The organism is Paenibacillus artemisiicola, from assembly GCF_017652985.1.
GTDB lineage: Bacteria > Bacillota > Bacilli > Paenibacillales > Paenibacillaceae > Paenibacillus_Z > Paenibacillus_Z artemisiicola.
This window is the reverse complement of record NZ_JAGGDJ010000005.1, coordinates 1-22,668: the sequence shown is the minus strand read 5'-3', so window position 1 is coordinate 22,668 and position 22,668 is coordinate 1. Positions and strand designations below refer to the sequence as shown.

Genomic DNA, 22,668 nt, shown 5'->3' with positions numbered 1-22,668 from the left:
TCCAATAACCAAGATGGAAGGCATGCTAATCGGCGCAACGCCGACTGCCTGTTCTTAATCATCGATCGCAAACCGTTCAGCCGCAGCCGAATAGGTGAGAAGCGGGCGCCTCTGCTTATGCGTTTCAGTGAAACATGAGCATCTCCAAACATGCTGCCGAATTAATATAGCACAGCCGGCATTCGCCTGTCAATGGTTATCCGGTCGTTCCGGACGAAGCCGCTACACCTGCTTGCTCTGCACTTCCTCGAGACGAAGCACGCGCGTGTGCTGCGTATGGCTCCACTGCTTGTTGTTCTGCGTGAAGAACGCGTAAAACGTGATCGGCAGCCAGGACAGCTGGAAAATCACCATCGAGAACAGGTACGCGTACATTTTACCCGACTTGATGCCTTCGAGCATCATGACGAGCGGGAACATAACGACCGTCGCCGTGATCGCGACGATCGCGACCCAGTTCGGGAGGTAGTAGTAAATGGACGCGAACGCGTTGTCCGCCGGAATCAAATTATCGATGTACAGCAGCGCCGTGACGATGAAGCCGATGAACGTGTTGTACACGGAAATCGAGTACAGCGCGGCGTCGAACTTCACGAAGCTGCGCTCCTTGATGCTCTGCCACAGCAGCGGGAAGAAGTAGCTGCGGGCGACGGTGAAGTGGCCCTGCATCCAGCGCAAGCGCTGGCGGGCGGAAGCCTTGAACGTCAGCGGCTTCTCGTCGTACACTTTCGCGTCGTAGTTCAGCACCGGATGGATGCCGCGCTTCACGCAGCGCATGGAGAACTCCAAGTCCTCGACGAGGCTCGTGGCGCCCCAGCCCATCTCCTTCATGAGGCCGGTTTCGAAGCACATGCCCGTGCCGCCCAGGTAGTTGGCCATGTTGAGGTTGCGGCGGGACAGCTGCCACAGCCGGTTGCAGTACCAGTACGTGATCGCGTAGGACGCGGTAACCCAGGAGTCCGTCGGATTCTTCGTGTCCAGGTAGCCTTGGATGACTTTGTGCCCTTCGCACAGGTCGTTGTTCATGTGCAGCAGGAAGTCGTTGCCGACGAGGTTGTCGGCGTCGAACATGACGATCGCGTCGTATTGGCGCGGCATCGCCCACAATTCCTTCAGCATCCATTCGATGGCGTGGCCTTTGCCGCGCAGATGCGGGTTCGCGCGCTCGCACGCTTGAACGCCGTAGCCGCGGACGATCTCGGCCGTATTGTCCGTGCAGTTATCGCAAATGACGAAAATATCGTACAGTTCTTTCGGATAATCCAGGTTTTTCAAGTTCTCCACAAGCGCGCCGACGACCTGCGCTTCGTTGTGGGCGGCGACCAGGACGGCGAACGACTTCTGCGGCTTATGCTGCGAGGCTCTGCGCTTCTTTACGATGCCGAACAGGGAAATGCTGAATTGATACACGCCGACGAACGCCAAAAAAATTTGAAACAAAATAATGATGGTGTTAATCATTACTTTTTACTACCCCCTTGAGACCCCTTTTTGGTATCTTCTCTCTAGTTTCGTGTCTGTGGTGCCGGGCCGTATGCGGCATGTATAGTTTTTGTAAACCGCGGCCCTACTGATTTTCCATGCTCAGCATGCTTTTGTCAAAGATGGAAATGCCCGCTCAACCGCCAATAAACCGTGGAAAAACGCTTGCATCGGAGACCTGCGGTACGGAAAGGCCGTTTTCTTCCGTATCGCCCTTATTTTCAACCAATTGCGGGTAAAACATGTTTCAATCTCAATTAACGTTCGGGCAGGCTGGAAAGTTTCGGGTCGGGCTATCCGCGAATGTGACGAATTGTTGAACGGTCGTCCGCAAGCGATACTTCCGCCACGCGGGCGAGCAATTCGTCGAAGATCGCGTCCCACGATTGCCGCATGCTGTGCGCCAATCCGCGCGCCCGCATCCGGTTGCGCAGGCTTTCGTCGCGATACAGCCGTTCCAGCGCCGCGGCGAACGAATCGGCGCTGCCCGGCTCGCAGCGAAGCCCGTTCCACTCGTGCCGGACGGTGTCCGTGACGCCGCCGGTGTCGGCGCAGACGACGGGCGCGCCGCAGGCCATCGCCTCCAGCACGACGTTGCCGAACGTCTCCGTCGACGACGGGAACAGGAACACGTCCGCCGCCGCGTACCATTGCTGAAGCTCCGGCATGGCGGTGAAGCCCAGGAAATGCGCGTCCACGCCTTCCTGAAGCGCCTGCTGCTTGAGCTGTTCGGACGACGGTCCGTCGCCCGCGATGACGAGCACGGCGTCCTTGCAGACGTCGCGGCGGAATTTCGCGAAGGCCGAAATCGCGACGTCCGCGTTTTTCTCCGGGGCCAGCCTGCCCGCGTAAAACACGATATAGGGGCTGTTCTTCAGCCCGTGCGAAGCCAATAATTGCGCTTTGTCCACGTTCGGATGGTAGCTCTTCGTATCGACGCCCCGCGTCCAAACGGCTAACCGCTTCTCATCCCACCCCCGTTCCTTCAGATCGTGAAGGGTCGATTTGGAGGGTACGAATATATACCGGCAATCCTGATGGAACCAGTTGATATACCTCCATAACATCTTAACCATCCATTGGATGTTATAAAACGCCAAATAGCGATCAAAATGCGTATGATAGGACGCCACGAGCGGAATGCGGTGCTTTTTGGCGTAATGAATGCCGAAGAGGCCCAGATTGAACGGGGTCGCGACGTGAATCACCGTCGGCCGGAACGCGTCGAGCGCCCGCCGGACGTGAATGGGATTGGGCAGCGCGAGCCGGCATTCCGGATAGAGAAAGAACGGCATGCTCGCGAAGCGCTCCACGAACGGCGACGCCTCGGGAGACTTGGAAGAAGCCGGATCCGGAGCGAACACGAGACAAGGAACGTCCCGCGCCTGCAAATAATTCGTCCATCGCTCGAGCGTCCGGGCAACCCCGTTGATTTCTGGCGCAAACGTATCCGTAAACAAAGCAAGCCGCATCTGAAATCGCCTCCAAGTCCGTGCTGCGCATCCGCGGTCCAAGCCTTCCGCCTCGGCGAGCCGGTATTTTGGAGCAATCGTAAAGGATTTGTATTACCGCCGTATCAAGACTTCATAAAAAGTTGGTGAAGAAATTAATATCGGCTTAGCAGATCGTTGACGCGGCGCAAACAATCGGCGCTTATGCTGGGAAGGAAGCACATTCGCATATTCGGAGGGAATCGCCATGGTCCAAATGGTTTTCTGGGCATTGACGCAGGAACAGCGACTGTTCTTCTGGGCGAACCGCAGGCCGTCTCACCAAGGCCTCAATCTGTGGCTGAGCCGCTGGCTCGGGACGATTACCCATACCGGAGGCGCGACCTTCACGCTCCTGACCGCGCTTCTCGGCGCCCTCGCCGGTCCCGGCATGTGGGGAACGGCCGGCTGGAAAGCTCTAGCCGCCGTGGCGATCAGCCATATTCCCGTCGCGATCGTCAAACGCAAATTCCGCCGGCTTCGCCCTTACCAGGCGCTGGACGCCGTTCATACATGCAAAAAGCCGCTGCGCGACTCGTCGTTTCCTTCGGGTCACACAACGGCCGTGTTCGCCTGGCTGATGCCGTGGCTGCTTGTCGATTACGCCCTTCTCCCGATCCTGCTTCCGTTCGCCATGCTGCTCGGCTTATCGGTCGCTTGGTCGCGCATGTATCTCGGGCTGCATTACCCTTCCGACGTCACCGTCGGCGCCGTGCTCGGCTCGCTCACGTCCGCGCTCGTCTCCGCCGCCTGGTCCTTCCTCTGAGCGTCGCGCTTCGCGGCCCGGTGGTCGGCGATCGCCTTCTCGCCGACGACGACTTCCACGCGGTGAATATTGTTGCCGCGCTCCACGAACTTGGATTCGTATTCCGTCAGCACCAGGTCGTCGCGGACTTCGTCCCGGTGCAGGTGCAGCGAGACGTTGCGCATCATCAGCTCCATGTCTGCGAAGCTGTTCAGCGAGAATTCGAACAGCGTCTGCGAATCCGTCTTCAGGTGAATCTCGCCGTATTCGTTCAAAATCTCGATATATTTCGCGACGAACCGCGGGTGGGTCAGCCTGCGGCGCGCATGCTTCGCCTTCGGCCACGGGTCGCTGAAATTCAAGTGGATCCGCTGCACCTCGCCCGGCGCGAACAGGTTCTCGATGCCTTCGATGTTCGCGCGCAGCAGCGCGAGGTTCGCCGGGCGGTCCGTGCCGTGGGCCGCCTCCCAGGCGTTCCGGGCCTTCTCGCTCGCGCGGCGGATCAGCTCGTCGTACATGTCCACGCCGATATAATTGACGCGCGGATTCCGCACGCTCATGTCGCTGATGAATTTGCCCTTGCCCATGCCGAGCTCCACATAGATGGGACGGTCGTTGCCGAAAAACTCGCGCCAGCGTCCCTTGTGCGGCGCCGCGTCCAATACGACCAGCTCCGGCTGGGCTTCCAGGCTTTCCAAAATTCCTTTTCTTCCTCTAAGGCGCATAGTGCACTCATTCCTCCACGTTCGTAAGCTAGTCCCTATTGTGCCCGAATTGAAGGGCCGTTGTAAAGCCTAATCCCCCGCCTGCCGCCTCCGGCGAATACGCCGCGGGCAAAATAAAAAGCCGAGGGCGCTGTTCGCCGTCGGCTATGCGTTCGGATGGAACCCCTGCTTAGTTGAGCAGCTGGCTCGGAGCGCTTTCCTGCGACTCCAAAATGTCGTGCAGCTTCTTGCGCGCGGACACTTCGACCTTATGGTTGTCGTGGAACTTGATCCCCGCCAGCGACATCAATTCCTTGCGCGTCAGCTCGACCGTTACTTTCTCGTCTCCGTGCGGAATTTTCAGTTGCGTATTCATTCCTCATCACCTCACTGATTTTTTCAAGGCGTCAGCCGGTTCTTCTTAAGCGAATTTCCAGAAAATCAACTTGCTATGAGAAGAGTGGGAAGATGGAAAAATGAAGTGAATTCGCTGATCTGTCGCCCTTTTAATATAACAGGTCATGTTAGGTTTAGCAAGCCCTTTTTCTAAATAAATCGCTTTCATTTTCCAGCCATATTCCTGGCTTGTCCGACAATTTCCAGGACCCCGGGCGAACTTCGAACCGGGGAATCATGGCGTTTTGCGGCGAGATTCGTTATGATTGTAACTAACCGCGCGGCAGGCGGCCGAAGCAGCCCGGCGGACGAAATTCGCCAACGAACCGCTTAGTAAATAAAGAAGCACTGAATGGCATACTGCCGATCGAACTATAGAAGCAAGAGGAGCTTAACGCGCATGCAAGCAGAACTTACGCCGGAAGCCGCTTCCTTATCCCCTAGGTTATGGAGCGGCAAAAGGTTTCATACATGGAATCACGAGATGCAGCGGCATTTCGGGGGCAAGGTGTTCAAGGTCATGCTCGACGCAGGGTTCACCTGTCCCAACCGGGACGGCTCCATCGCGGCCGGCGGCTGCACGTTCTGCAGCGCCCGGGGCTCCGGCGACTTCGCCGGCAGCCGCAGGGACGACCTGGTCACCCAATTCAATACCATCCGCGACCTGCAGCATCAGAAATGGCCGGAAGCCAAGTACATCGGCTACTTCCAAGCCTATACGAACACGTACGCGCCGGTCGAGGAACTGCGGGAATATTACGAGGCGATCCTCGCCCAGCCGGGGGTTGTCGGCCTGTCGATCGCGACGCGGCCCGACTGCCTGCCGGACGACGTCGTCGACTATCTGGCGGAGCTGAACGAGCGCACGTACCTCTGGGTCGAAATGGGCCTGCAGACGATTCACGAATCGACGTCGACGCTCATCAACCGCGCGCACGACACGGCGTGCTACGAGGATGCCGTCAAGCGGCTGCGCGCCCGGGGCATTCGCGTCTGCGCCCATATTATCTACGGCCTGCCGCAGGAGACGCACGAGATGATGATGGCCACGGGCCGGGCCGTCGCCGCGATGGACGTGCAGGGCATCAAGATCCACCTGCTCCACCTGATGCGCAAGACGCCGATGGTGCGGCAGTACGAGGCGGGCTTGCTGCGCTTCCTCGATCAGGACGAGTACGTGAAGCTGATCGTCGACACGCTGGAGCTGCTGCCGCCGGACATGATCGTGCACCGGCTGACCGGCGACGCGCCGCGCGACCTGCTGATCGGGCCGATGTGGAGCCTGAAGAAGTGGGAAGTGCTGAACGCGATCGACCGCGAGCTGGCCGACCGGGGCACCTGGCAGGGCCGGCTGCGAACGGCGGAGGCGCGGTAATGGGCTTCCTGAGCGTGCTCGGCATGGCCCAGCGGCTCGTGAAGGAGCGCGTCTCGGCCGGCGACGCCGTCATCGACGCCACCTGCGGCAACGGCGTGGACGCGCGCTTCCTCGCGGAGCTCGTCGGCCCGCGCGGCGCGGTGTACGCCTTCGACGTGCAGGAGGAAGCGCTGGCGCGGACGCGGGAGCGCGCGGGCGGCGACGCCGCCGGGCCGCTCCTGCTCGTCCACGCGAGCCACGCGGAGATGGACGGGCACGTCGCCGAGGCGCATCGCGGCCGGATCGCCGCGGCGATGTTCAATCTCGGCTATTTGCCGGGCGCGGACCAAGCCGTCATCACCGAACCCGCCTCCACGCTCGCCGCGCTGGAGGCGGCCGTCGCGCTCCTCCGTCCGGGCGGGGTCGTCACCGCCGTGCTGTATCCCGGCCATCCCGGCGGACGCGAAGAAGCGGACGCGGTCTCGGCCTGGGCGGCGTCGCTTCCGCAAGCGGCCGGCCAGGCCATGCTGTACCGGATGGTCCAGAAGGCGGAAGCGCCCTATCTGATCGCCATCGAGAAAAGAAAAGCCTAATCATTCCAACGGTAGACCACACTAAGGAGGAATCATTCATGGCAGTTCGCAAGCTGGAACACGTCGGCATCATGGTGACCGACATGGACAAATCGATTCGGTTTTACACGGAAGTCGTCGGCCTCAAGTATCTGTATTCCTTGACGCATACGAACGGCGTCATCCTGATGGCCTTCCTCACGGGCAGCGACGGCGAGCAGACGGAGATCGAGCTGATCCAGAACTATCCGGGCCAGCTGGCGCCCGAAGGCCGGACGCATCACGTCGCCTTCACGGTCGACGACGTCGAAGCCGAGTTCGCGCGCTTGAACGCCCTTGAAGGCGTCACCGTCCGCGACGCGGAGATCACGACGCTGCCGAACGGCGCGCGTTACTTCTTCTTCGACGGGCCGGACGGCGAATTCCTGGAGATGTTCCAGCCGGCGAGCCAGGGCTGATTTTTTCCGCTTCATTATATACAGACAAATAGAGACAATTTACGACAAGGAGAGAAACACATGACTACACCTTATCCGCTGCAATTCAAACCTGAAATGAAAGAACGCATCTGGGGCGGCCGCGCGCTGGAGCGCTTCGGCCTCGAACTGCCGGAAGGCGCCATCGGCGAAGGCTGGATGATCGGCGACCATCCGAACGGCACGACGAAGGTCATGAACGGCGAGCTGGCCGGCCTCGGCCTCGACGAGATCCGCGAACGGCACGGGCGCGAATTCTTCGGCACGAAGGGTTACGCCGAGAACGGCCGCTTCCCGCTCCTGATCAAGCTGCTCGATTGCAACGACGACCTCTCCATCCAAGTCCATCCGACGGACTCCTACGAGAAGCTGCCGAAGGGCGAGCTCGGGAAGACGGAAATGTGGTACGTCCTCGACGCCAAGCCGGGCGCCAAGATCATCTACGGCCTGAAGGAAGGCGTGGATCGTCCGGCGCTCGCCGCCGCGATCGAGGAAGGCCGCGTCATGGACTGCCTGCAGGAAGTGCCGGTCGAAGCCGGCGACGCGTTCTACATCCCGGCCGGCACCGTTCACGCGCTGTGCGCGGGCGTCGTCGTGGCCGAAATCCAGCAGAACTCCGATACGACGTACCGGGTGTTCGATTATAACCGTCCGGGCCTGGACGGCAAGCTTCGCGAGCTGCACGTCGAGGATTCCCTCAACGTCACCGCGTACGAAGGCGCGGGCGCGACGCGCATGAAGACGGACGGCATCGGCGCGAACGAATGGCTCGTCATCGCGGAATCGCCGTACTTCGTCGTCGAGAAAGGCCTCGTGCGCGCGCCGTGGAAGCTGTCGACGACGCCGGAATCGTTCGTCATTCTCGTCGTCGCCGAAGGCGCCGGCACGCTGAGCTGGGAAGGCGGCAAGCAGGACGTGAAAGCGGGCGAGTGCTTCCTGCTCCCGGCGAACCTCGGCGGCTACGAGCTGGACGGCGAGCTGACGGTGCTCCGCAGCGTGACGCCTTAAGGCACCGGCAGGCGAGTTCCGAAGCTGTACCGAAACCTGCGCGGCATGACCATCCGCAACGCAAAAAACGACATCCCGATCGACGGGATGTCGTTTTTTTTTGCGTTGCCAGCGTGTGCCCCGCCGGCGCCGCTCACCATAGGTCAAGCTACGGTCACGATACGGCCGCATCGCCTTTACCGCACGGTCACGACGAACGGCGCCGTGATGACCTTGCCTTCGTATCGGAACTGTCCCCACAGCTTATAGACGCCCGCTTTCGGAAAGGTCGCGTGGAACATGACGCTGGAGCCCGTGCTCATCTCGGTCGCGGCGTGCACGTGCAAATACTGCTGCGCGTTCGCGTCGAGAATGACGCAGTGTCCCGGCGTGCCGAGGTACGGCTCGAGCACGATCCGCTCGCCCGTCTCCGCCTTGCGCAGCGAGAAGTCGAGCATGGCCATCTCGCCGGCCTTCAGCTCCCCGGCGGCCGGCATGGACGACAGCTTCACCTCGATGCCGTCCGCGACGACGCTCGGCGCCGCGGATTCCACCGGCGGGTTCGCCTCCGGCTTGGCGCCGCCCGCATCGATCCACGTCTTGTAGACGGTCAAGCCTTTGCCGTCCGGCATGAACTCGGCGATCAGCAGGAACGGCCCGCCGTGCGGGAACGCCAGCTTCAGGCTGAACGCGCCGCCGCCTTCGTACGTCGGATGCAAATGCTGGAAATCGGCCAGATCCTTGCTGACGACGATGAAGTGCATCAGCTTCGTCATGTCTTCCGCGAAGTCCTCGGCCGGCTGCCCGGACGGATTCAGCACGCGAAGCCGCAATTCGGTCTCGCGGCCGCCCTCCGGCTGGCCTTCCGCCGCCTCGACCTCGACCCGGTAGCCCCGGTCGGAGACGTTGCCCATCTGCCCCGCCTGCTGCAACGCATGCAGCAGGCCCTTCGTCGGCGGATGCGCGTCCACGCCGCTCATCGTGCCGCTCGCGCAGCCGCCAAGGAGCGCGAGCAGCAGCGCCGCCGGCAGCAGCGCCGCGAACATGCGCCAACGCCGCGGGGCGGCCGCTGCCGAATGCGCCGCCGCCGTGCCCGCCGGACGGCGGCGCCATCGTCGCCTCGCCATCCGCGTCAGCTCCGCGCCGCCGCGGGCTTCGGCGCGGCCAGCAGCTGCAGCCCGAGCGACAGCAGCGTCGCTTCCACGATCGAGCCGGCCCACAGCTCCGTCTCCCAGCCGATGCCGTCCGCGATCGCCATCCAGGCGTAATAGAAGCTCCACAGCGCGATCGGCAGCGCGGCGGCGACGATCCGTTCGGCGAATGCGCGCCCGTCCTCGGCCCGCAGCGCCTTGTACAGGATGTCGCCGACCAATCCGGCTCCGCACGCGATGAAGATCGACGGGTAGTTTTGGAAGCCGTCCAGCACGTTCATCATGACCGTCACGATCGTGAAGTGGAGCGTGATCGCGCCGATCGGCAGCGCCCAGCGCTTCATGAGCAGGAACACCGGGAACATGTAGACGAGCGTGTCGATGAGGATGTAGGACAGCCCGCGCTCCGCGTTGTTTTCGGCGATGAAGCCGCCTCCGAACTGGCTCGCGTACCAATCCACGGACGACGCGGCCGGCAGATTGTAGCGGAACATCCACGCGTACATGAGGAAGAACGCCACGGCGCCCGTCGTGACGACGAGCGAGATGAACGCGGGCGTGAACGCCGCCCAGTCCGGCTTCGTCATGCTCGCGTCGTGCCAGCTCGCCCGGAACGGGCTCGAGAGGATCAAGAGACCGCCGAGCAGCAGCAGCAGATGCGTCGGGCTAAGCAGCGCGGCGATATTTTGCTCGATGCCGAACACGGTATGCCAGTACATGTCGCCGAGACCGCCCAGCAGGAAAATAAACACCCCGATCAAGCCGAGCCCGTAGCCGACCGGCGCCGCTTCCGCCCACGAGACGCCCGACGCGCGCTTCGCCTGCAGCAGCAGCCAGCTCATCCAAATCGCCGAAGCCAAAAAGCCCGAATACAAAATCGCGTGCCACGGCGTGAAGAACGTCTCCACGACGCCGTGGTTATGCGCGAAGCCGTCCACGAACACGCCCCCGATCAGCCAGACGCCAAACAGGATCGTCACGTATTCTTTGCCGGTCGCCACGCGCGCCGCCGGCCGTGACGCCGCCGATACCGTTACCTGCATGCTTCAAACCCCTCCTTCGGATTGCACCCTGAATCTGCCAATATTGTAACCGGACCGCGGCCGTCATGGGAAGAGGCCGCCGAATTATTCGGCAGCCTCTTCTTTGCCCCGCAGGACGCCTCGCGCCTCCAGCGCCGACACGATCGCGTACGCCGCGAAGATCGTCATCAACGCCATGAGCGGATAACCGTAGCGTCCAAAGGTAATAAATGGAAGATGAATGAACCAATAGTAGAAGAACGGCAGCAGGATCGGCAGGACCAGCCTGAACCGCCGCCGGACGACCGTCAGCGCGATGCCGGCGAACCCGAGCAGCACGTACAGCCAATGCACGACGTTGATGGCCGGCCGCGGCAGTCCCGGCACCGGCTTGGAGTAGAACGGATTGATGAAGAGCTCGATCGATTTGCCGACCGTGAACCAGTACGCGTATTCCAGCGTCTGGTGCTTGAAGCCGTAGGCGATCAGGCGCTGCGCCGTCCGCTTCTGCTCGGCGTCGTAGCCCGCGAACAGGTTGCTGCTGTCGTTCTTGTATTCCGGGTACTGGTCGAAGAAGCCTTGCGGCGGCGCGGCCCGCTTGATCAGCGCGCCCAGCAGCATCGGATTGCCCGTCGACTTGGTGAACGGAATGAACGCGTGGAAATCGTGATTGTTGCGGACCCACCAAGGCGTGAGCAGCAGCATGCTGCAGACGCCGACGATCGCGGTGTATTTGACGATCTCGGCCCACCTGTACCGGCGGATCAGCCAGAGGATCAGCAGGCAGACGGGAATGAGCGCGCACTGCGGCTTCACGTAGCAGGCGAGGCCAAGCATGGCCCCGGCGAAGACGTACGCGCCCGCCGTCCGCTTCCGCACGGCGTACAAGAAACTGGCGATCAGCAACAAAAAGAGCAGTTTGAACGTCGATTCCGTTAGAATCGCGCCCGAGGCGAACAAGTTCGGGACGTACAGCGCGTCGAGCAGCACGGCGACGACGGCGACGCGCCGGCCCAGCGTTTCGCGCGCCAGCACGAAGATCAGGTACACCGAAGCGGCCTGCATCAGGCATTGGAGCAGCCGGAAGCCCATCACGGCCGCGTCGCGGTCGAACAGCGCCATGAACCCGCTCAGCATCACGGGAATGGCCGGCATGATGAAGTTCGTCGGCTGCAGCCCGCTGTTGTAGACGAGCGTTCCCCGCTCGACCAGCACCTGCGCGGCGTACACGTATTTGACGTCATCGTTGTCCCGTTTCTCGTACGAACCCAGCAGATAATGATCCCCCAGCCACAGCGCGCTCACCGCGTGGATCAGAAGCACGGCTCCCATTGCTACCCCTAGAAACGTCCTCATGCGGGAGGTCTCCGATCGCAGTGAAAACAAAGTTTGGCAGCCCCTTTCCAAAAAACTGGTTTTTCGGCGTCGGTTTCTATTATACTATATAGGATTTGGTAGGAAGCAACTCCCGGCTCCGAAAGACAAGAAAGAAGGTTTAATCGCGTGACGCAAGAGCAATCCCGAAGCAGCGATATCCTGGTGATCATTCCCGCTTACAACGAGGAAGCGTCGCTCGCCCGGACGGTGCATGAATTGAAACGGCATACGCCGTACGACTTCGTCGTCATCGACGACGGCTCGAAGGACCGGACGCCGGACATTATCCGCCAGGAAGGGTTCCCTTCCCTCCGGCACGCCGTCAACCTCGGCATCGGCGGGTCCATGCAGAGCGGGTACAAATACGCCCGGCGCGGCGGCTACGACTACGCCATCCAGCTCGACGCGGACGGCCAGCACCGGCCCGAGGACATCGCGAAGCTGGTGCGCGAAATCACGGAAGGCGGCTGGGACATGGTCATCGGCTCGCGCTTCGTCGAGAAGAGCGGCTACAAGGGCAGCCTCTCCCGGCGCGCCGGCATCTTCTATTTCCATCAGCTGATCCGGCTGCTGACGGGCATTCCCGTGCACGACCCCACGTCGGGCTTCCGCATCGTCGGGCGCGCCGCGATCGAACAGTTCGCCCGCAGCTATCCGACGGACTACCCCGAGGTCGAGGTGCTCGTCAGCCTCGCCAAGCGCGGCTATAAGATCAAGGAAATCAGCGTCGAAATGCGCGGCCGCCAGGGCGGCAGATCGTCGATCAACTGGTCCAAGTCGATCTATTACATGCTGAAGGTGACGATGTTCTCGCTCATCCGCAAAAGCTTTTCCTAGGGCAATCCGGCACGTCGTACATTAGGCACGTCGTACATTAGGCACGTCGTACAATCTGCACGTCGTACAATCGCACAACGTTACAATCGAAAGCGAATCCGAAAGGGAAATCCGGCTCATGAACCAGCTCGTCGCCCTATTGATCACGGTGTTTTTTCTCGGCTTGATCGTCTATTTCACGGTCACCCAAAAGCTGAAGGACCGCTACGCGTTCCTCTGGCTCGTCACCGCCGCCGCCGGCGTGCTCGCGGCCGTCTGCATCCCGCTGCTCAACCGGTTCGCGGTGTGGATCGGCATCGCCTACATGCCGACGTTCGTCTTTCTCGTGACGATCATCTTCATCCTCGCGCTGCTCGTAAGGCAGACGATCAGCCTCTCCAAGCAAGCCGACCGGATGAAGACGCTGACGCAGGAATTCGCCGTCATGGAGAAGCGGCTGCTGGAGCTGCAGCAATCCGCGCCGGCATCGGCGGAAAGGCGTGAACCGCTATGAACCTCGTGCAATTTTTGCTTATTCTGGCGAACACGCTCATGCTCGTGACGGGGCAGTTTCTGTGGAAATACGGCTTGATGCAGCGGGAAAAGGCGTTCGAGTCGCTGCGGTCGATCCTCGAGCTGCTGTTCTCGCCGTACATCCTCGGCGGCCTGTTCGTCTACGGCTGCGCGACCGTCCTCTGGCTCTTCATCGTGTCCAAGGTCGACCTCGGCCTGGCGTATCCCATCCAGAGCCTGGCTTACATCCTCTCCATCGTCGGCGCGTATTACGTGTTCGGCGAATCGCTGTCCGGGCTCAAGATCGCCGGCTGCCTGCTCATTCTCGCGGGCGTCGCCTGCATCGGCTTGTCCGCCAGGTACGCCTGAACACGGCCGGGCGCCGCCGCGCCTGAACCCGCATGAATGCCAAAAGCACGAACCGCCGCGCTCCGCTGCCGCTGCAGCCGAGGATCCGCGTGGTTCGTGCTTTTTGGGATTGAATGCAACGAGGCGATCGCGGCGGCGTCGCGGAATGCCGGCTTTACCGGTCCCCTTCGCCGATGCCGCAGCCGTCGTCCGTACACACCTGGCCGGTCTCGCTGTCCGTCGAGGACGGGTCGATGAAGATGAGCGGCTTCTCTTCCGCCCACGTCCGGTTCAGCACCTCAAGGAACACGTCGCTCGACTGCGCGCCCGCCACCGCGTATTTGCGGTTGATCACGTAGAACGGCACGCCGTTCGCGCCAAGCTGCGACGCTTCGCGGCATTCCGCCTCGACCTCCGCCCGCAGCTCGTCGCTCGCCAGGAGCGCCTCCGCCTCGTTCGGATCGAGGCCGATGTCCGCCGCGATGCCGGTCAGCGTCTCCAGCTCGCCGATATGCTTGGAATCGGTGAAATACGCCTTGAACAGCTGCTCCGCCGCCTCCGTCCGCTTGCCGTAGCGGCCGGCGAAATGAATGAGCCGGTGCGCGTCCAGCGAGTTCGCCGGAATGGCGCGCTCGAAATTGTACGTCAGCCCGACCTCGGCCGCCTGCTTCACGAGATTGTCGTGCATGGCGACCGATTGCTCGCGGCTGATGCCGTACTTCTCCGCTACCAGGCCGTACGCGTCCTGCTCCGGATATTTCTCCGCGGCCGGGTTCAGCTGGAAGCTCTTGTACTCGACCTCGATTTCGTCTTTATGCGCGAACTGCTCGAGCCCCGCTTCGAACCGGCGCTTCCCGATGTAGCAGAACGGGCAAGCGATGTCGGACCACACTTCTACCTTCATATCGCACGCTCCATCGTCAATAATTATCGTCGCTTGCCTGTATTATACCCCCATCTTCCCGCAAGGTCGAATGTTTCGGCGCGAACCGGGCGAGGCGGCAGGAACGGCGCGCGGCGAAGCGAACTGTATACCCGATGCCAGCATCGCAATCGAAGACGGAAAAGGGGAATGAACATGACGCTGCAGCTGTTCGGCAAGGCCGAAAGGCATCGGCTCGCCTGGACCAACGAACCGCCGCGCTGGCAATTCGCGGAGGGCGGAGGACTCCTCGTCGAAGCGCCGCCGAAAGCCGATTACTATCAGGACCCGGCCGGCCACCATATCGTCAGCTCCGCGCCGTTCCTGCACGCGGCCGCGGGATCCGACTTCGCGCTGACGACGCGGCTCGGCGCCGAGATGAAGCACCGCTACGATTCGGGCTGCCTCATGCTGCTGGCGGACGACCGGAACTGGGCGAAGCTGTGCTTCGAATACGACGGGCGCCGTCCGATCATCGTGTCCGTCGTGACGAAGGACGGCTCGTCCGACGACTGCAATTCCGAACCCGTCGCCGTCGAGCGCCCTTACCTGCGCATGACGCGCGCGGGCGATTGCGTTTCCTTCCATTGGTCGGCGGACGGCGAAGCCTGGGCGCTCGTCCGCTACTTCGGCATGCGGCTGCCCGATACGTGCCGCGCCGGCGTCGTCGCCCAGTCGCCGCAAGGGACGGGCTGCGCGGCGGCCTTCGACTTCTTGGCGCTGACCGAGCCCGGCGCCGTCTAGCGGCGGCGCCCGCCTTCGCGCCGGCGCCCTCGCGCGCGGCGCGCACTTGCCACCGCGAGCCGCCGAGCCGCCGCGCGTCGCGGATCTGGGCGCGCCATCAGGCGTCCACCGCCGCCGAGCGCCGACGGCCATGCCAAAAAAGAGCCGCTTCCGACACTAACCGTCGGAAGCGGCTCTTCGCCATGCTTGTCCTCGCTTATCCGCGCAGGATCGACTCGATCGCGACGAGCTCCTCGTCCGCGAACGCCAGGTTGCCGAGCGCCGCGACGTTGTCCTCGATCTGGCCGACGCGGCTCGCGCCGATCAGCGCCGACGTCACGCGTCCGCCGCGGAGCACCCACGCGAGCGCCAGCTGCGCCAGCGATTGGCCGCGCTCCTGCGCGATCGCGTTCAGCTTCTGCAGCTTCGCCACGGCTTCCGGCGTGACCGCGGATTCCCGCAGCGCGCCCGTCTTGCTGGCCGCCCGGGAGTCGCCCGGAATGTCGCCGCTCAGGTACTTGTTCGTCAGCAGCCCTTGCGCCAGCGGGCAGAACGCGATGCTGCCGACGCCGTGCTCGTCCAGCACGTCCTGCAGGCCGTTCTCGATCCAGCGGTCGAACATGTTATAGCTCGGCTGGTGGATGAGCAGCGGCGTGCCAAGACGTTTCATGATGGCAATCGCTTCCGCCGTTTGTTCCGCGCTGTAGCTGGAAATACCGACGTAGAGCGCTTTGCCGGAGCGGACGATCTGATCGAGCGTGCCCATCGTTTCTTCGAGCGGCGTCTCCGGATCGAAGCGGTGCGAATAAAAAATATCGACGTAGTCCACGTTCATCCGCTTCAGGCTTTGATCCAAGCTCGCCGTCAAATATTTGCGCGAGCCCCATTCGCCGTAAGGGCCTGGCCACATGTAATAGCCGGCCTTGGACGAAATGATCATTTCGTCGCGGTACGGTTTGAAGTCGGACGTCATCATGCGGCCGAACATCTCTTCCGCCGAACCGGCCGGCGGGCCGTAGTTGTTCGCCAGGTCGAAATGGGTGATGCCGAGGTCGAACGCCCGGCGAAGCATGGCCCGGCCGTTCTCGTACGTGTCCACGCCGCCGAAGTTGTGCCAAAGTCCGAGCGAAATCGCCGGAAGCTTCAGGCCTGACCGGCCGACGCGGTTGTAGGTCATGGATGCGTAACGTTCCGGATGTGCTGCATATACCACAACAATCTCTCCTTCGTTGATCCGAATTTAGGAAGCCTCTCTCATCTTACCGCAGCGCGCGGGCCGGCTCAAGCCTGCGCCGCCGCGAACACCGGCAGGGTGAAATAAGCGGCGTTCCGGTGCTCCCCCTTGCCTCCGGCGCCGTAGACCACGATAAGCAGCGTTTCCGCGTCGTTCGACGCCGTCCCTTCGGCGAGGTACCGGCGCAGATCGAACGGCAGCCGTTCGATCACGGCGTGCTTGTGCAGTTCTTTCTCGTTCAGGCCGAGCGCGGCGAAGGCGTCCGAGACGTCCCCGGGACGATCGGCGAGCCGCTTCATCCAGCCGCTCCAGTCGTCCTTCGCCATGGCGAAGTCCCACCACACCTTGCGCGGCTTGTAGTTGTGGCCGAGGAAGTAATCCAGCTTCATGAGGCCGAGCGCGACGTCGAGCGACCACTCCCGCCCCTGCGCTTCCGCGCTTCGCGCGTACGCCTCCGAGAGAAACGCCCACAGCCGCGCGAACAGGTCCTCCAGCTGATGGCCGATCTTCTGCCAGCCCCGCGCCTCCCAGAAGTCGCCGAACAACTGGAAGAAGTCGAACGCCGACGGAAACGCCCGCTCGATCAGATACAGCAGCGCGTGATCCATCCGGTGCGCGTTCCAGTATTTCTCGAGCACGTCTTCGACGCGCTTGATGCGCACGATGTCCGAGAACGGCAGAATGTCGTTGCCGAGAATTTCGTACGGCGCGCGGTCCATGTAGACGTAGCCGTGCTTCTCCGCGTCGATGCGCATGCCGGTGCCGCGGAGCATCTTGAGGAAGCCGAGCTGCAGCTCCTCCGGACGAAGCGCGAACACGTCGTTGAACGTGTTCCGGAACGAATCGTAATTCTCGTGCGGCAGGCCCGCGATCAAGTCGAGATGCTGGTCGATCTTGCCGCTCTCCTTCACCTTCGTGACCGTGCGGGACAGCTTCGCGAAGTTCTGGCGGCGCTGCACCGCTTCGTTCGTCAGGTCGTTCGTCGACTGGACGCCGATCTCGAAGCGGAAGATGCCCGGCGGCGCGTGCTCCGCCAAATAATCCAGCACCTCCGGCCGCATGATGTCCGCCGTGATCTCGAACTGGAACACGCAGCCGCGGTGGTTCTCGATCAGGAACTTGAAGATTTCGAGCGCGTAATCGCGCTTGATGTTGAACGTCCGGTCGACGAATTTGATCAGCTTCGCGCCGGCGTCGATCAGGTACAAGATATCGGACTTGGTCCGTTCCATGTCGAAGTAGCGGACGCCGACTTCGATGCTGGACAGGCAGAACTGGCAGCTGAACGGACAACCCCGGCTCGTCTCGAAATAGACGACGCGGCTGCCGAGGCTCGCGGCGTCCTCCGGAAACCGGTGCGGCGACGGCAAGGCGGCGAGATCCAGCTTCGGACGCGGCGGATTGACGATGATCTCGATTCTTCCGTCCGCGTGCTCCTTCCGGTAGGCGAGCCCGAAGACGAGATGGAATTTCCGGTCGCCGGACAGCTCCGTGAGCAGATGGTGGAACGTCTCCTCGCCTTCGCCGACGACGATATGGTCGACCTGGCGCAGCCGCTCCAGCCAGTTCGCCGTGTCGTAGCTCACCTCCGGACCGCCGAGCACGATGCGCAGCTCCGGCTTGATTTTGCGCAGCATGTCGATGACGGTGATCGTCTCTTCGATGTTCCAAATATAGCAGGAGAAGCCCACGACGTCGGGCTCGCGCGCGAACAGATCCGCGACGATGTTCATCGCGGGATCCTTGATCGTGTATTCGGCGATGTCGATGTCGAAGTCTTTCTCGCTGTACGCTTTCAGGCAGCGAAGCGCCAGCGAGGTGTGTATGAATTTGGCGTTCAGCGTCGCCAGTACGACTTTCATGGGGGTCATTCCTATCTATTCGCGATTTCGATTCGTTCCTATTGTACCGAAATCGCCGCCAAAAAAGAAGAGCGGCCCGTTCGGACCGCCGCTTGCCGCAGCCGGTATCCGAACGGAACCGCTTCTTTCGCGCACGCGATTCAGGCGTTCACGCGCACGATTGCCTTGTCTTTGCCTTGGTAGTCGATGACCGGGAAACGGACGCGCCACGTGCCGTCGCCGTTCGCCGTGACCTCGCCCGCGTCGAAGCCGCGCGGCTCGAAGCTGAACGTCTGGTCGTAGTACACCGTCAGCTGAATGTTCTCGTCCGGCAGCAGCTCGCGCAGCTTATAGCCGGTATCGATCGCCCAGTAGCGCAGATCTTCGCTCGACGCGTGGCCGTACAGCATGTAGTACGCCGGATCGATGAGCGCCGTGATGACGAGCCAGCCGTCCGCGTCGCGCTTCACTTCGAACTGCTTCAGCTCCGTCCCGCCCTGCGAGGTCGAGATGACCGCGAATTGATCTTCCAGCAGCTCGCGGATCTCGTCCGTCGTCGCGCCTTTGAGGGAGGCCGGCAGCTTGCTCGGGAGGAAGGCGATCTTGGCCGGCGGATTCTCCTCGATATCGTACAGCAGCGCCATGATGTTATAGGACGGCACCGCGAAATTCAAGTCCGCCTGCGTATCGTCGATGCCGGCCGCCGTCAGGCCGACGAGCTGGCCGTAATCGTTGAACAAGCCGCCGCCGGAGCTGCCATGGTCGATCGGCACGCTGATCTGGTATTGATACGGGTCGCCGGCAGCGCCCGACAGGTTGCTGATCAAGCCGTCCGACGCCGTGTTCTGGATGCCCTGCGGGCTTCCGATCGCGACGACGTGGTCGCCCTTCTGCACGCCGAGGCCGATATCGACCGGCGCGATGCCGAGCGGCGTCTTCGTCTTCAGAATCGCCAGATCGTCCTCCTCGCTGTAGCCGACGAGTCCCTGCAGCTCGATTTGGCGGCCGTTCAGCAGCGTCGCGGACGCTTTCGCGGCGTCGGCGACGACGTGGTAGTTGGTCAGGATTTCGTCCTCGGCGATGACGACGCCGCTGCCGAGTCCCTGGTCCGTCGTGATCATGACGACCTTGCCGTCGTTCTTCGCGACGACCTGCTTCGTCGTCAGCGCCTTCGGTTGGTTGGCCGCCTGCTCTTTCTCCCATTCGGCTTCCTTCTGCTGCTGGATCGCTTCGGCGGAGCTAATGCGCACGACATGCTTCGCCGCGTCGTACTTCACGTCCGCGCCGAGCGCTTCCGCGATGAAACGGAGCGGCACCATCGTCGCGCCCTTCACTTGCATCGGCGCTTCCGTCAGCGCGATCGTCTTGCCGTTCTTGACGGCCTTCTTCGCGCCGATCTGCAGGGAGATCGTCGTCGTCCCTTTGACGGCCAAAATCGTTTTGGTGCTTCCTTCCCATGTCACGTTGGCATGAAGCGCCTTGAATATCGCGCGCATCGGCACGAAGGTCGTGCCTTTGGACGCGACGGGAGACGGGCTCAGCGCCAGCTTCGCGCCGTCGACGTAGACCGAAGCCGCGGCGGTTTGCGCGGATGCCGCGGCGGCATGGCCGGGCGCTCCCAGCGCGACGGCCGGCGCCAGAACGAGTCCGGCGGCGAGTACGGATGAGAGCATGCGTTGCTTGAGATTGACGTTCAAATTCACAGGGCGGTTCCTCCATAATCTCCTAATCTTGCGTTATTTTATGGTAGCACCGCAGCCCTACTTTGTCTATGAAATTAGGATGAATCTATTTAGAAGAATCCGCAAATAATAGTAGCCTTTTCCCAGCCGGGCGGACAGCCGCTTGGACGGCTACTGCTGCTTGAATTCCGTGGGCGTCAGACCGGTCTCCTCCTTGAAATTGCGGGAGAAATAATGGACGCTGGCATAGCCGAGGCGCTCGGCGATCGCTTCCATTTTCTCGCCGCTCAGCAAGTGGAATTTGGCTTTCCGGATGCGCTGCGAGATCAGGTACTGCTTCGGATTCTCGCCCGTGCATTTCCGGAACAGCGACGAGAAATAGATCGCGTGGTACCCGCACAGCGCCGCGAGCTCGGCCACGGTCCAATGCTTCTCCGGTTCCCGGTGGATCGCCTGCAGCGCGGGCTCGATTTTGCCGCGCTCCGCCGATTGCGGACGATCGGCCAGGCGGTGCCGGACGACGAGCAGCAGCAGCTCCGTCATGAGCGCGCGCAGCAGCATCGCATAGCCGGGCTGTTCGTTCATGTATTCTTTCACGATTCGCATCAAGGTCGGTTCGAGTCCCGGCACCGTCTGGAACGGCGGCAGCTCCAGCTCCTCCCCGCCGTCCAGCGCCAGCAGGTAGCGGCCGCGCGCGCTCGCCGCCAGCTCCGCCTCGTCCGTCATGACGATCGAGAACGCGGGATGCACCGGCACGGGCGACGCATGGCGCACATGAAAATGAATGCCGATGAAGACGGTGTCCTCCAGGATGGAGATGGCGTGCGGACAATCCGGCCCGTAGAGCGCGAACTCGCCCGGCCGAAGCGTGCGGACCTCGCCGCCGACGACGAGCTTCGCCCGCCCGGACACGAGATAGAAGAGCTGATGGTCCGGAATGATCCGCGGACCGAACGTCGTCCCGGCCTCGGTGAAGGCATGGCTCGCGAAATTGACCGTCGGCCGCAGTTCTTCGAGCGCCCCGAGACGGATCTCCCCTTCGCGCTGCGTCATGGCGCCGCGCCTCCTTTCGGTTGATGCGCGGCTGGCGGGCCGGCGCTTCGTGGATGCGATGAGATTCTTAGAAAAGTGCAAAGCCCTGTTTCGTCCGTGCAAATACACCGCTTTCACGATGGCGTATGCTTAGTTCATCGGAAGGCAACGCCATCGAAAACGACGACTCAGGGAGGAAATACGCTATGTTAAGTCAAGCACAATTGAACGAATTTGAAAACAACGGATTTTTGAAGGGCGACGTCGTCTTGAGCGACGCGGAGGTCGAAGCGCTGCGCGAGGAGCTCGACAAGGTGATGAGCGGCGAGACGGTCAAGAAGCCGGTGCTGAACCGCAACATGCTGGAATCGGATTCCCCTTACGACAATATGAAAATGATCGCGAGCGAGAAGGTCGTGCAAATCGTCAACATTTGGATGGCGAGCGACCTGTTCCTGCAGCATGCCGGAAACGCTCGAATTTGCGAAGAGGTCGCCCAGCTCTGCCATACGGACTCGCTGCGCATCTGGCACGACCAAATCCAATACAAGCCGCCGGTGACGGGCGGACCGACGGCCTGGCACCAGGATCACCCGCTGTGGCCGATCATCCAGCCGGCCGACCTCGTCAGCGCCTGGGTCGCGCTGGACGACGCGGTCATCGAGAACGGCTGCATGTGGATGGTGCCGGGCAGCCACAAGTGGGGCAACCACCAGCGCTACCTGTCCAGCACGCCGGATTTCAAGCCGTATCACAAGCGTCCGGAGATGCTGCCGAACAACGCGGTCGTCGAAGCCGTGCCGTTCGAGATCAAGAAGGGCCAGGTCGGCTACCACCACTGCCTCACGTGGCACGGCAGCCCGCATAACCGCTCCGATCTGAAGCGCCGCGCGATCGCCGTTCACTACATGCCGGGCCATACGCGCTACGAGCCGGTCGGCGAGCACGCCATGCTGTCGTACGTCAACGTCCAGCCGGGCGAGCTGCTCGTCGGCGACCACTTCCCGGAAGTGTACAACAAACAGCGCGTCAGCATTTAAGCTTCTTAGAAGCAAAAGCCTCCGTTCCCTCCATTAGGCGGGACGGGGGCTTTTTTTGGGCGGGGCGCTGTTGGCGGGGGGCGGCGCGGGCTTAGAGCGGCGACCATGTGAGCTGCGCAGGCGCGGTGACGCGCGTCCGGGCGTTGCGGCCGTAGAGCGACGCGAGCATGGTGCGGGTCTGGAACGGCGCGTTGGATGCAGCGTAGAGCGGCAAGGTCGCGGTCCGGTGCGGGCTAAGAGCGGCGGAGGCGGGTTTCGAGCAGCGCCGGCATGGATGAAGCGCGGTCCGGTGCCGGCGTAAGCGCAGCCCGTGCGCGGAACCGAACGTACAATTTTTGGCGGCCAGCCGTTCCGTTAAATGCGAACTTTCGCGATTATCGCGGATGCTGCGGACACAGAAGACGTTATTCGCCAGGATTCATGGCAGAATCAACGCCCTAGCAATGAATAGCTGCATTTGTGTCCGCTTAACTCGCCAAATGCCCAGTTTTACTAAGAATAACGGTTCTGGTGGCCGCGAAACGCAAGAGGGTAGGCCGAAGGTTGGCCGAGAATCATCCGCCCCCTCGCCGCATTCGCGTTTGTAAGCCCCCGCCGCTTTCGGTATAGTAGAAATCAGATTGCACGTATAGGAGCGCATGAACCCCATGGATAAGAACGTATCGCATACTCCCGCCGCCAAAAAAACCGGCGGCCCGGCGGCCCGCGGCAAGTCCGCTCCGCGCGGCGCCTCGGCCCGGGCGCACGGCAAGCCCGCGGGC

General features: G+C 62.1%; 22 protein-coding genes. 10 read left to right on the top strand and 12 right to left on the bottom strand.

What is annotated here, in order from left to right:
- Positions 1-222 precede the first annotated feature (222 nt).
- Positions 223-1,461, bottom strand: a complete 1,239-nt coding sequence (locus I8J29_RS10370) for a glycosyltransferase family 2 protein (RefSeq protein ID WP_208847555.1) — start codon at positions 1,459-1,461, stop codon at positions 223-225.
- Between the two features lie 314 nt (positions 1,462-1,775).
- Positions 1,776-2,954, bottom strand: coding sequence for a glycosyltransferase family 4 protein (locus I8J29_RS10365; RefSeq protein WP_208847554.1), 1,179 nt, complete (start codon positions 2,952-2,954; stop codon positions 1,776-1,778).
- 226 nt (positions 2,955-3,180) lie between these two features.
- On the opposite strand from I8J29_RS10365, the gene I8J29_RS10360 reads away from it, so the two are divergent.
- Positions 3,181-3,738, top strand: a complete 558-nt coding sequence (locus tag I8J29_RS10360; protein ID WP_208847553.1) for a phosphatase PAP2 family protein — start codon at positions 3,181-3,183, stop codon at positions 3,736-3,738.
- On the opposite strand, the gene trmB is transcribed toward I8J29_RS10360, so the two are convergent.
- The gene (trmB, locus tag I8J29_RS10355) at positions 3,657-4,442 is read right to left on the bottom strand and encodes a tRNA (guanosine(46)-N7)-methyltransferase TrmB (protein WP_208847552.1); all 786 of its coding nucleotides are present in this window, start codon (positions 4,440-4,442) and stop codon (positions 3,657-3,659) included. The genes I8J29_RS10360 and trmB overlap by 82 nt on opposite strands.
- A gap of 169 nt (positions 4,443-4,611) precedes the next feature.
- A complete protein-coding gene (locus I8J29_RS10350; RefSeq protein ID WP_090641256.1) occupies positions 4,612-4,797 on the bottom strand; it encodes a hypothetical protein in 186 nt (61 codons plus the stop codon).
- Positions 4,798-5,217: 420 nt separating this feature from the next.
- Between I8J29_RS10350 and mnmL the strand changes: the two genes are divergently transcribed.
- The 4 genes from mnmL to I8J29_RS10330 are packed head-to-tail and all read left to right on the top strand — an operon-like array spanning position 5,218 to position 8,227.
- Positions 5,218-6,192 (top strand): tRNA modification radical SAM protein MnmL/YtqA, encoded by a 975-nt coding sequence (mnmL, locus tag I8J29_RS10345; protein ID WP_208847551.1) that lies wholly within the window; start codon positions 5,218-5,220, stop codon positions 6,190-6,192.
- Positions 6,192-6,764 carry a tRNA 5-(aminomethyl)-2-thiouridylate-methyltransferase MnmM gene (gene mnmM / locus I8J29_RS10340; RefSeq protein WP_208847550.1) on the top strand — a complete coding sequence of 191 codons (573 nt, stop codon included), beginning with the start codon at positions 6,192-6,194 and terminating at the stop codon, positions 6,762-6,764. The genes mnmL and mnmM overlap by 1 nt, the downstream gene beginning before the upstream one ends.
- Before the next feature lie 38 nt (positions 6,765-6,802).
- Entirely contained in the window at positions 6,803-7,201 is a 399-nt protein-coding gene (locus I8J29_RS10335; RefSeq protein WP_090641252.1) for a VOC family protein, read from the top strand.
- 60 nt (positions 7,202-7,261) lie between these two features.
- The gene (locus tag I8J29_RS10330) at positions 7,262-8,227 is read left to right on the top strand and encodes a type I phosphomannose isomerase catalytic subunit (RefSeq protein ID WP_208847549.1); all 966 of its coding nucleotides are present in this window, start codon (positions 7,262-7,264) and stop codon (positions 8,225-8,227) included.
- A gap of 176 nt (positions 8,228-8,403) precedes the next feature.
- On the opposite strand, the gene I8J29_RS10325 is transcribed toward I8J29_RS10330, so the two are convergent.
- The 3 genes from I8J29_RS10325 to I8J29_RS10315 form a co-directional block, all read right to left on the bottom strand.
- Complete coding sequence (locus I8J29_RS10325; protein ID WP_208847548.1) at positions 8,404-9,333, bottom strand: hypothetical protein; 930 nt, start codon at positions 9,331-9,333, stop codon at positions 8,404-8,406.
- Between the two features lie 5 nt (positions 9,334-9,338).
- Positions 9,339-10,400, bottom strand: a complete 1,062-nt coding sequence (locus tag I8J29_RS10320) for a hypothetical protein (RefSeq protein ID WP_208847547.1) — start codon at positions 10,398-10,400, stop codon at positions 9,339-9,341.
- 84 nt (positions 10,401-10,484) lie between these two features.
- Positions 10,485-11,735, bottom strand: coding sequence for a glycosyltransferase family 39 protein (locus tag I8J29_RS10315; RefSeq protein WP_208847546.1), 1,251 nt, complete (start codon positions 11,733-11,735; stop codon positions 10,485-10,487).
- A 147-nt stretch (positions 11,736-11,882) separates the two neighbouring features.
- Between I8J29_RS10315 and I8J29_RS10310 the strand changes: the two genes are divergently transcribed.
- The 3 genes from I8J29_RS10310 to I8J29_RS10300 all read left to right on the top strand — a co-directional run bounded on the left by I8J29_RS10310 (position 11,883) and on the right by I8J29_RS10300 (position 13,454).
- Positions 11,883-12,593: a glycosyltransferase family 2 protein gene (locus I8J29_RS10310; RefSeq protein ID WP_338113123.1), complete on the top strand. Its 711-nt coding sequence runs from the start codon at positions 11,883-11,885 to the stop codon at positions 12,591-12,593.
- Between the two features lie 118 nt (positions 12,594-12,711).
- Positions 12,712-13,086, top strand: coding sequence for a DUF2304 domain-containing protein (locus I8J29_RS10305; RefSeq protein WP_208847545.1), 375 nt, complete (start codon positions 12,712-12,714; stop codon positions 13,084-13,086).
- Positions 13,083-13,454 (top strand): EamA family transporter, encoded by a 372-nt coding sequence (locus I8J29_RS10300; RefSeq protein WP_090641243.1) that lies wholly within the window; start codon positions 13,083-13,085, stop codon positions 13,452-13,454. Before I8J29_RS10305 ends, I8J29_RS10300 begins: the two co-directional genes overlap by 4 nt.
- Before the next feature lie 154 nt (positions 13,455-13,608).
- On the opposite strand, the gene I8J29_RS10295 is transcribed toward I8J29_RS10300, so the two are convergent.
- A complete protein-coding gene (locus I8J29_RS10295) occupies positions 13,609-14,337 on the bottom strand; it encodes a DsbA family oxidoreductase (protein WP_208847544.1) in 729 nt (242 codons plus the stop codon).
- A gap of 174 nt (positions 14,338-14,511) precedes the next feature.
- On the opposite strand from I8J29_RS10295, the gene I8J29_RS10290 reads away from it, so the two are divergent.
- A complete protein-coding gene (locus I8J29_RS10290) occupies positions 14,512-15,099 on the top strand; it encodes a DUF1349 domain-containing protein (RefSeq protein WP_208847543.1) in 588 nt (195 codons plus the stop codon).
- 196 nt (positions 15,100-15,295) lie between these two features.
- On the opposite strand, the gene mgrA is transcribed toward I8J29_RS10290, so the two are convergent.
- The 4 genes from mgrA to I8J29_RS10270 form a co-directional block, all read right to left on the bottom strand.
- A complete protein-coding gene (gene mgrA, locus I8J29_RS10285) occupies positions 15,296-16,291 on the bottom strand; it encodes an L-glyceraldehyde 3-phosphate reductase (protein ID WP_208847542.1) in 996 nt (331 codons plus the stop codon).
- Between the two features lie 68 nt (positions 16,292-16,359).
- Complete coding sequence (locus tag I8J29_RS10280) at positions 16,360-18,174, bottom strand: B12-binding domain-containing radical SAM protein (RefSeq protein ID WP_208847541.1); 1,815 nt, start codon at positions 18,172-18,174, stop codon at positions 16,360-16,362.
- Between the two features lie 140 nt (positions 18,175-18,314).
- On the bottom strand, positions 18,315-19,856 hold the full coding sequence (locus tag I8J29_RS10275) for a stalk domain-containing protein (protein ID WP_208847540.1): 1,542 nt from the start codon (positions 19,854-19,856) through the stop codon (positions 18,315-18,317).
- Between the two features lie 150 nt (positions 19,857-20,006).
- Positions 20,007-20,888, bottom strand: coding sequence for an AraC family transcriptional regulator (locus tag I8J29_RS10270; protein ID WP_208847539.1), 882 nt, complete (start codon positions 20,886-20,888; stop codon positions 20,007-20,009).
- Positions 20,889-21,073: 185 nt separating this feature from the next.
- Between I8J29_RS10270 and I8J29_RS10265 the strand changes: the two genes are divergently transcribed.
- Positions 21,074-21,907, top strand: coding sequence for a phytanoyl-CoA dioxygenase family protein (locus I8J29_RS10265; protein ID WP_208847538.1), 834 nt, complete (start codon positions 21,074-21,076; stop codon positions 21,905-21,907).
- Positions 21,908-22,668: the final 761 nt, after the last annotated feature.

Bases quoted from the DNA above. Each gene is read 5' to 3' on its own strand.
- I8J29_RS10370 (WP_208847555.1), bottom strand. From the start codon at position 1,461: ATGATTAACACCATCATTATTTTGTTTCAAATTTTTTTGGCGTTCGTC.
- I8J29_RS10365 (WP_208847554.1), bottom strand. From the start codon at position 2,954: ATGCGGCTTGCTTTGTTTACGGATACGTTTGCGCCAGAAATCAACGGG.
- I8J29_RS10360 (WP_208847553.1), top strand. From the start codon at position 3,181: ATGGTCCAAATGGTTTTCTGGGCATTGACGCAGGAACAGCGACTGTTC.
- trmB (WP_208847552.1), bottom strand. From the start codon at position 4,442: ATGCGCCTTAGAGGAAGAAAAGGAATTTTGGAAAGCCTGGAAGCCCAG.
- I8J29_RS10350 (WP_090641256.1), bottom strand. From the start codon at position 4,797: ATGAATACGCAACTGAAAATTCCGCACGGAGACGAGAAAGTAACGGTC.
- mnmL (WP_208847551.1), top strand. From the start codon at position 5,218: ATGCAAGCAGAACTTACGCCGGAAGCCGCTTCCTTATCCCCTAGGTTA.
- mnmM (WP_208847550.1), top strand. From the start codon at position 6,192: ATGGGCTTCCTGAGCGTGCTCGGCATGGCCCAGCGGCTCGTGAAGGAG.
- I8J29_RS10335 (WP_090641252.1), top strand. From the start codon at position 6,803: ATGGCAGTTCGCAAGCTGGAACACGTCGGCATCATGGTGACCGACATG.
- I8J29_RS10330 (WP_208847549.1), top strand. From the start codon at position 7,262: ATGACTACACCTTATCCGCTGCAATTCAAACCTGAAATGAAAGAACGC.
- I8J29_RS10325 (WP_208847548.1), bottom strand. From the start codon at position 9,333: ATGGCGAGGCGACGATGGCGCCGCCGTCCGGCGGGCACGGCGGCGGCG.
- I8J29_RS10320 (WP_208847547.1), bottom strand. From the start codon at position 10,400: ATGCAGGTAACGGTATCGGCGGCGTCACGGCCGGCGGCGCGCGTGGCG.
- I8J29_RS10315 (WP_208847546.1), bottom strand. From the start codon at position 11,735: ATGAGGACGTTTCTAGGGGTAGCAATGGGAGCCGTGCTTCTGATCCAC.
- I8J29_RS10305 (WP_208847545.1), top strand. From the start codon at position 12,712: ATGAACCAGCTCGTCGCCCTATTGATCACGGTGTTTTTTCTCGGCTTG.
- I8J29_RS10300 (WP_090641243.1), top strand. From the start codon at position 13,083: ATGAACCTCGTGCAATTTTTGCTTATTCTGGCGAACACGCTCATGCTC.
- I8J29_RS10295 (WP_208847544.1), bottom strand. From the start codon at position 14,337: ATGAAGGTAGAAGTGTGGTCCGACATCGCTTGCCCGTTCTGCTACATC.
- I8J29_RS10290 (WP_208847543.1), top strand. From the start codon at position 14,512: ATGACGCTGCAGCTGTTCGGCAAGGCCGAAAGGCATCGGCTCGCCTGG.
- I8J29_RS10280 (WP_208847541.1), bottom strand. From the start codon at position 18,174: ATGAAAGTCGTACTGGCGACGCTGAACGCCAAATTCATACACACCTCG.
- I8J29_RS10270 (WP_208847539.1), bottom strand. From the start codon at position 20,888: ATGACGCAGCGCGAAGGGGAGATCCGTCTCGGGGCGCTCGAAGAACTG.
- I8J29_RS10265 (WP_208847538.1), top strand. From the start codon at position 21,074: ATGTTAAGTCAAGCACAATTGAACGAATTTGAAAACAACGGATTTTTG.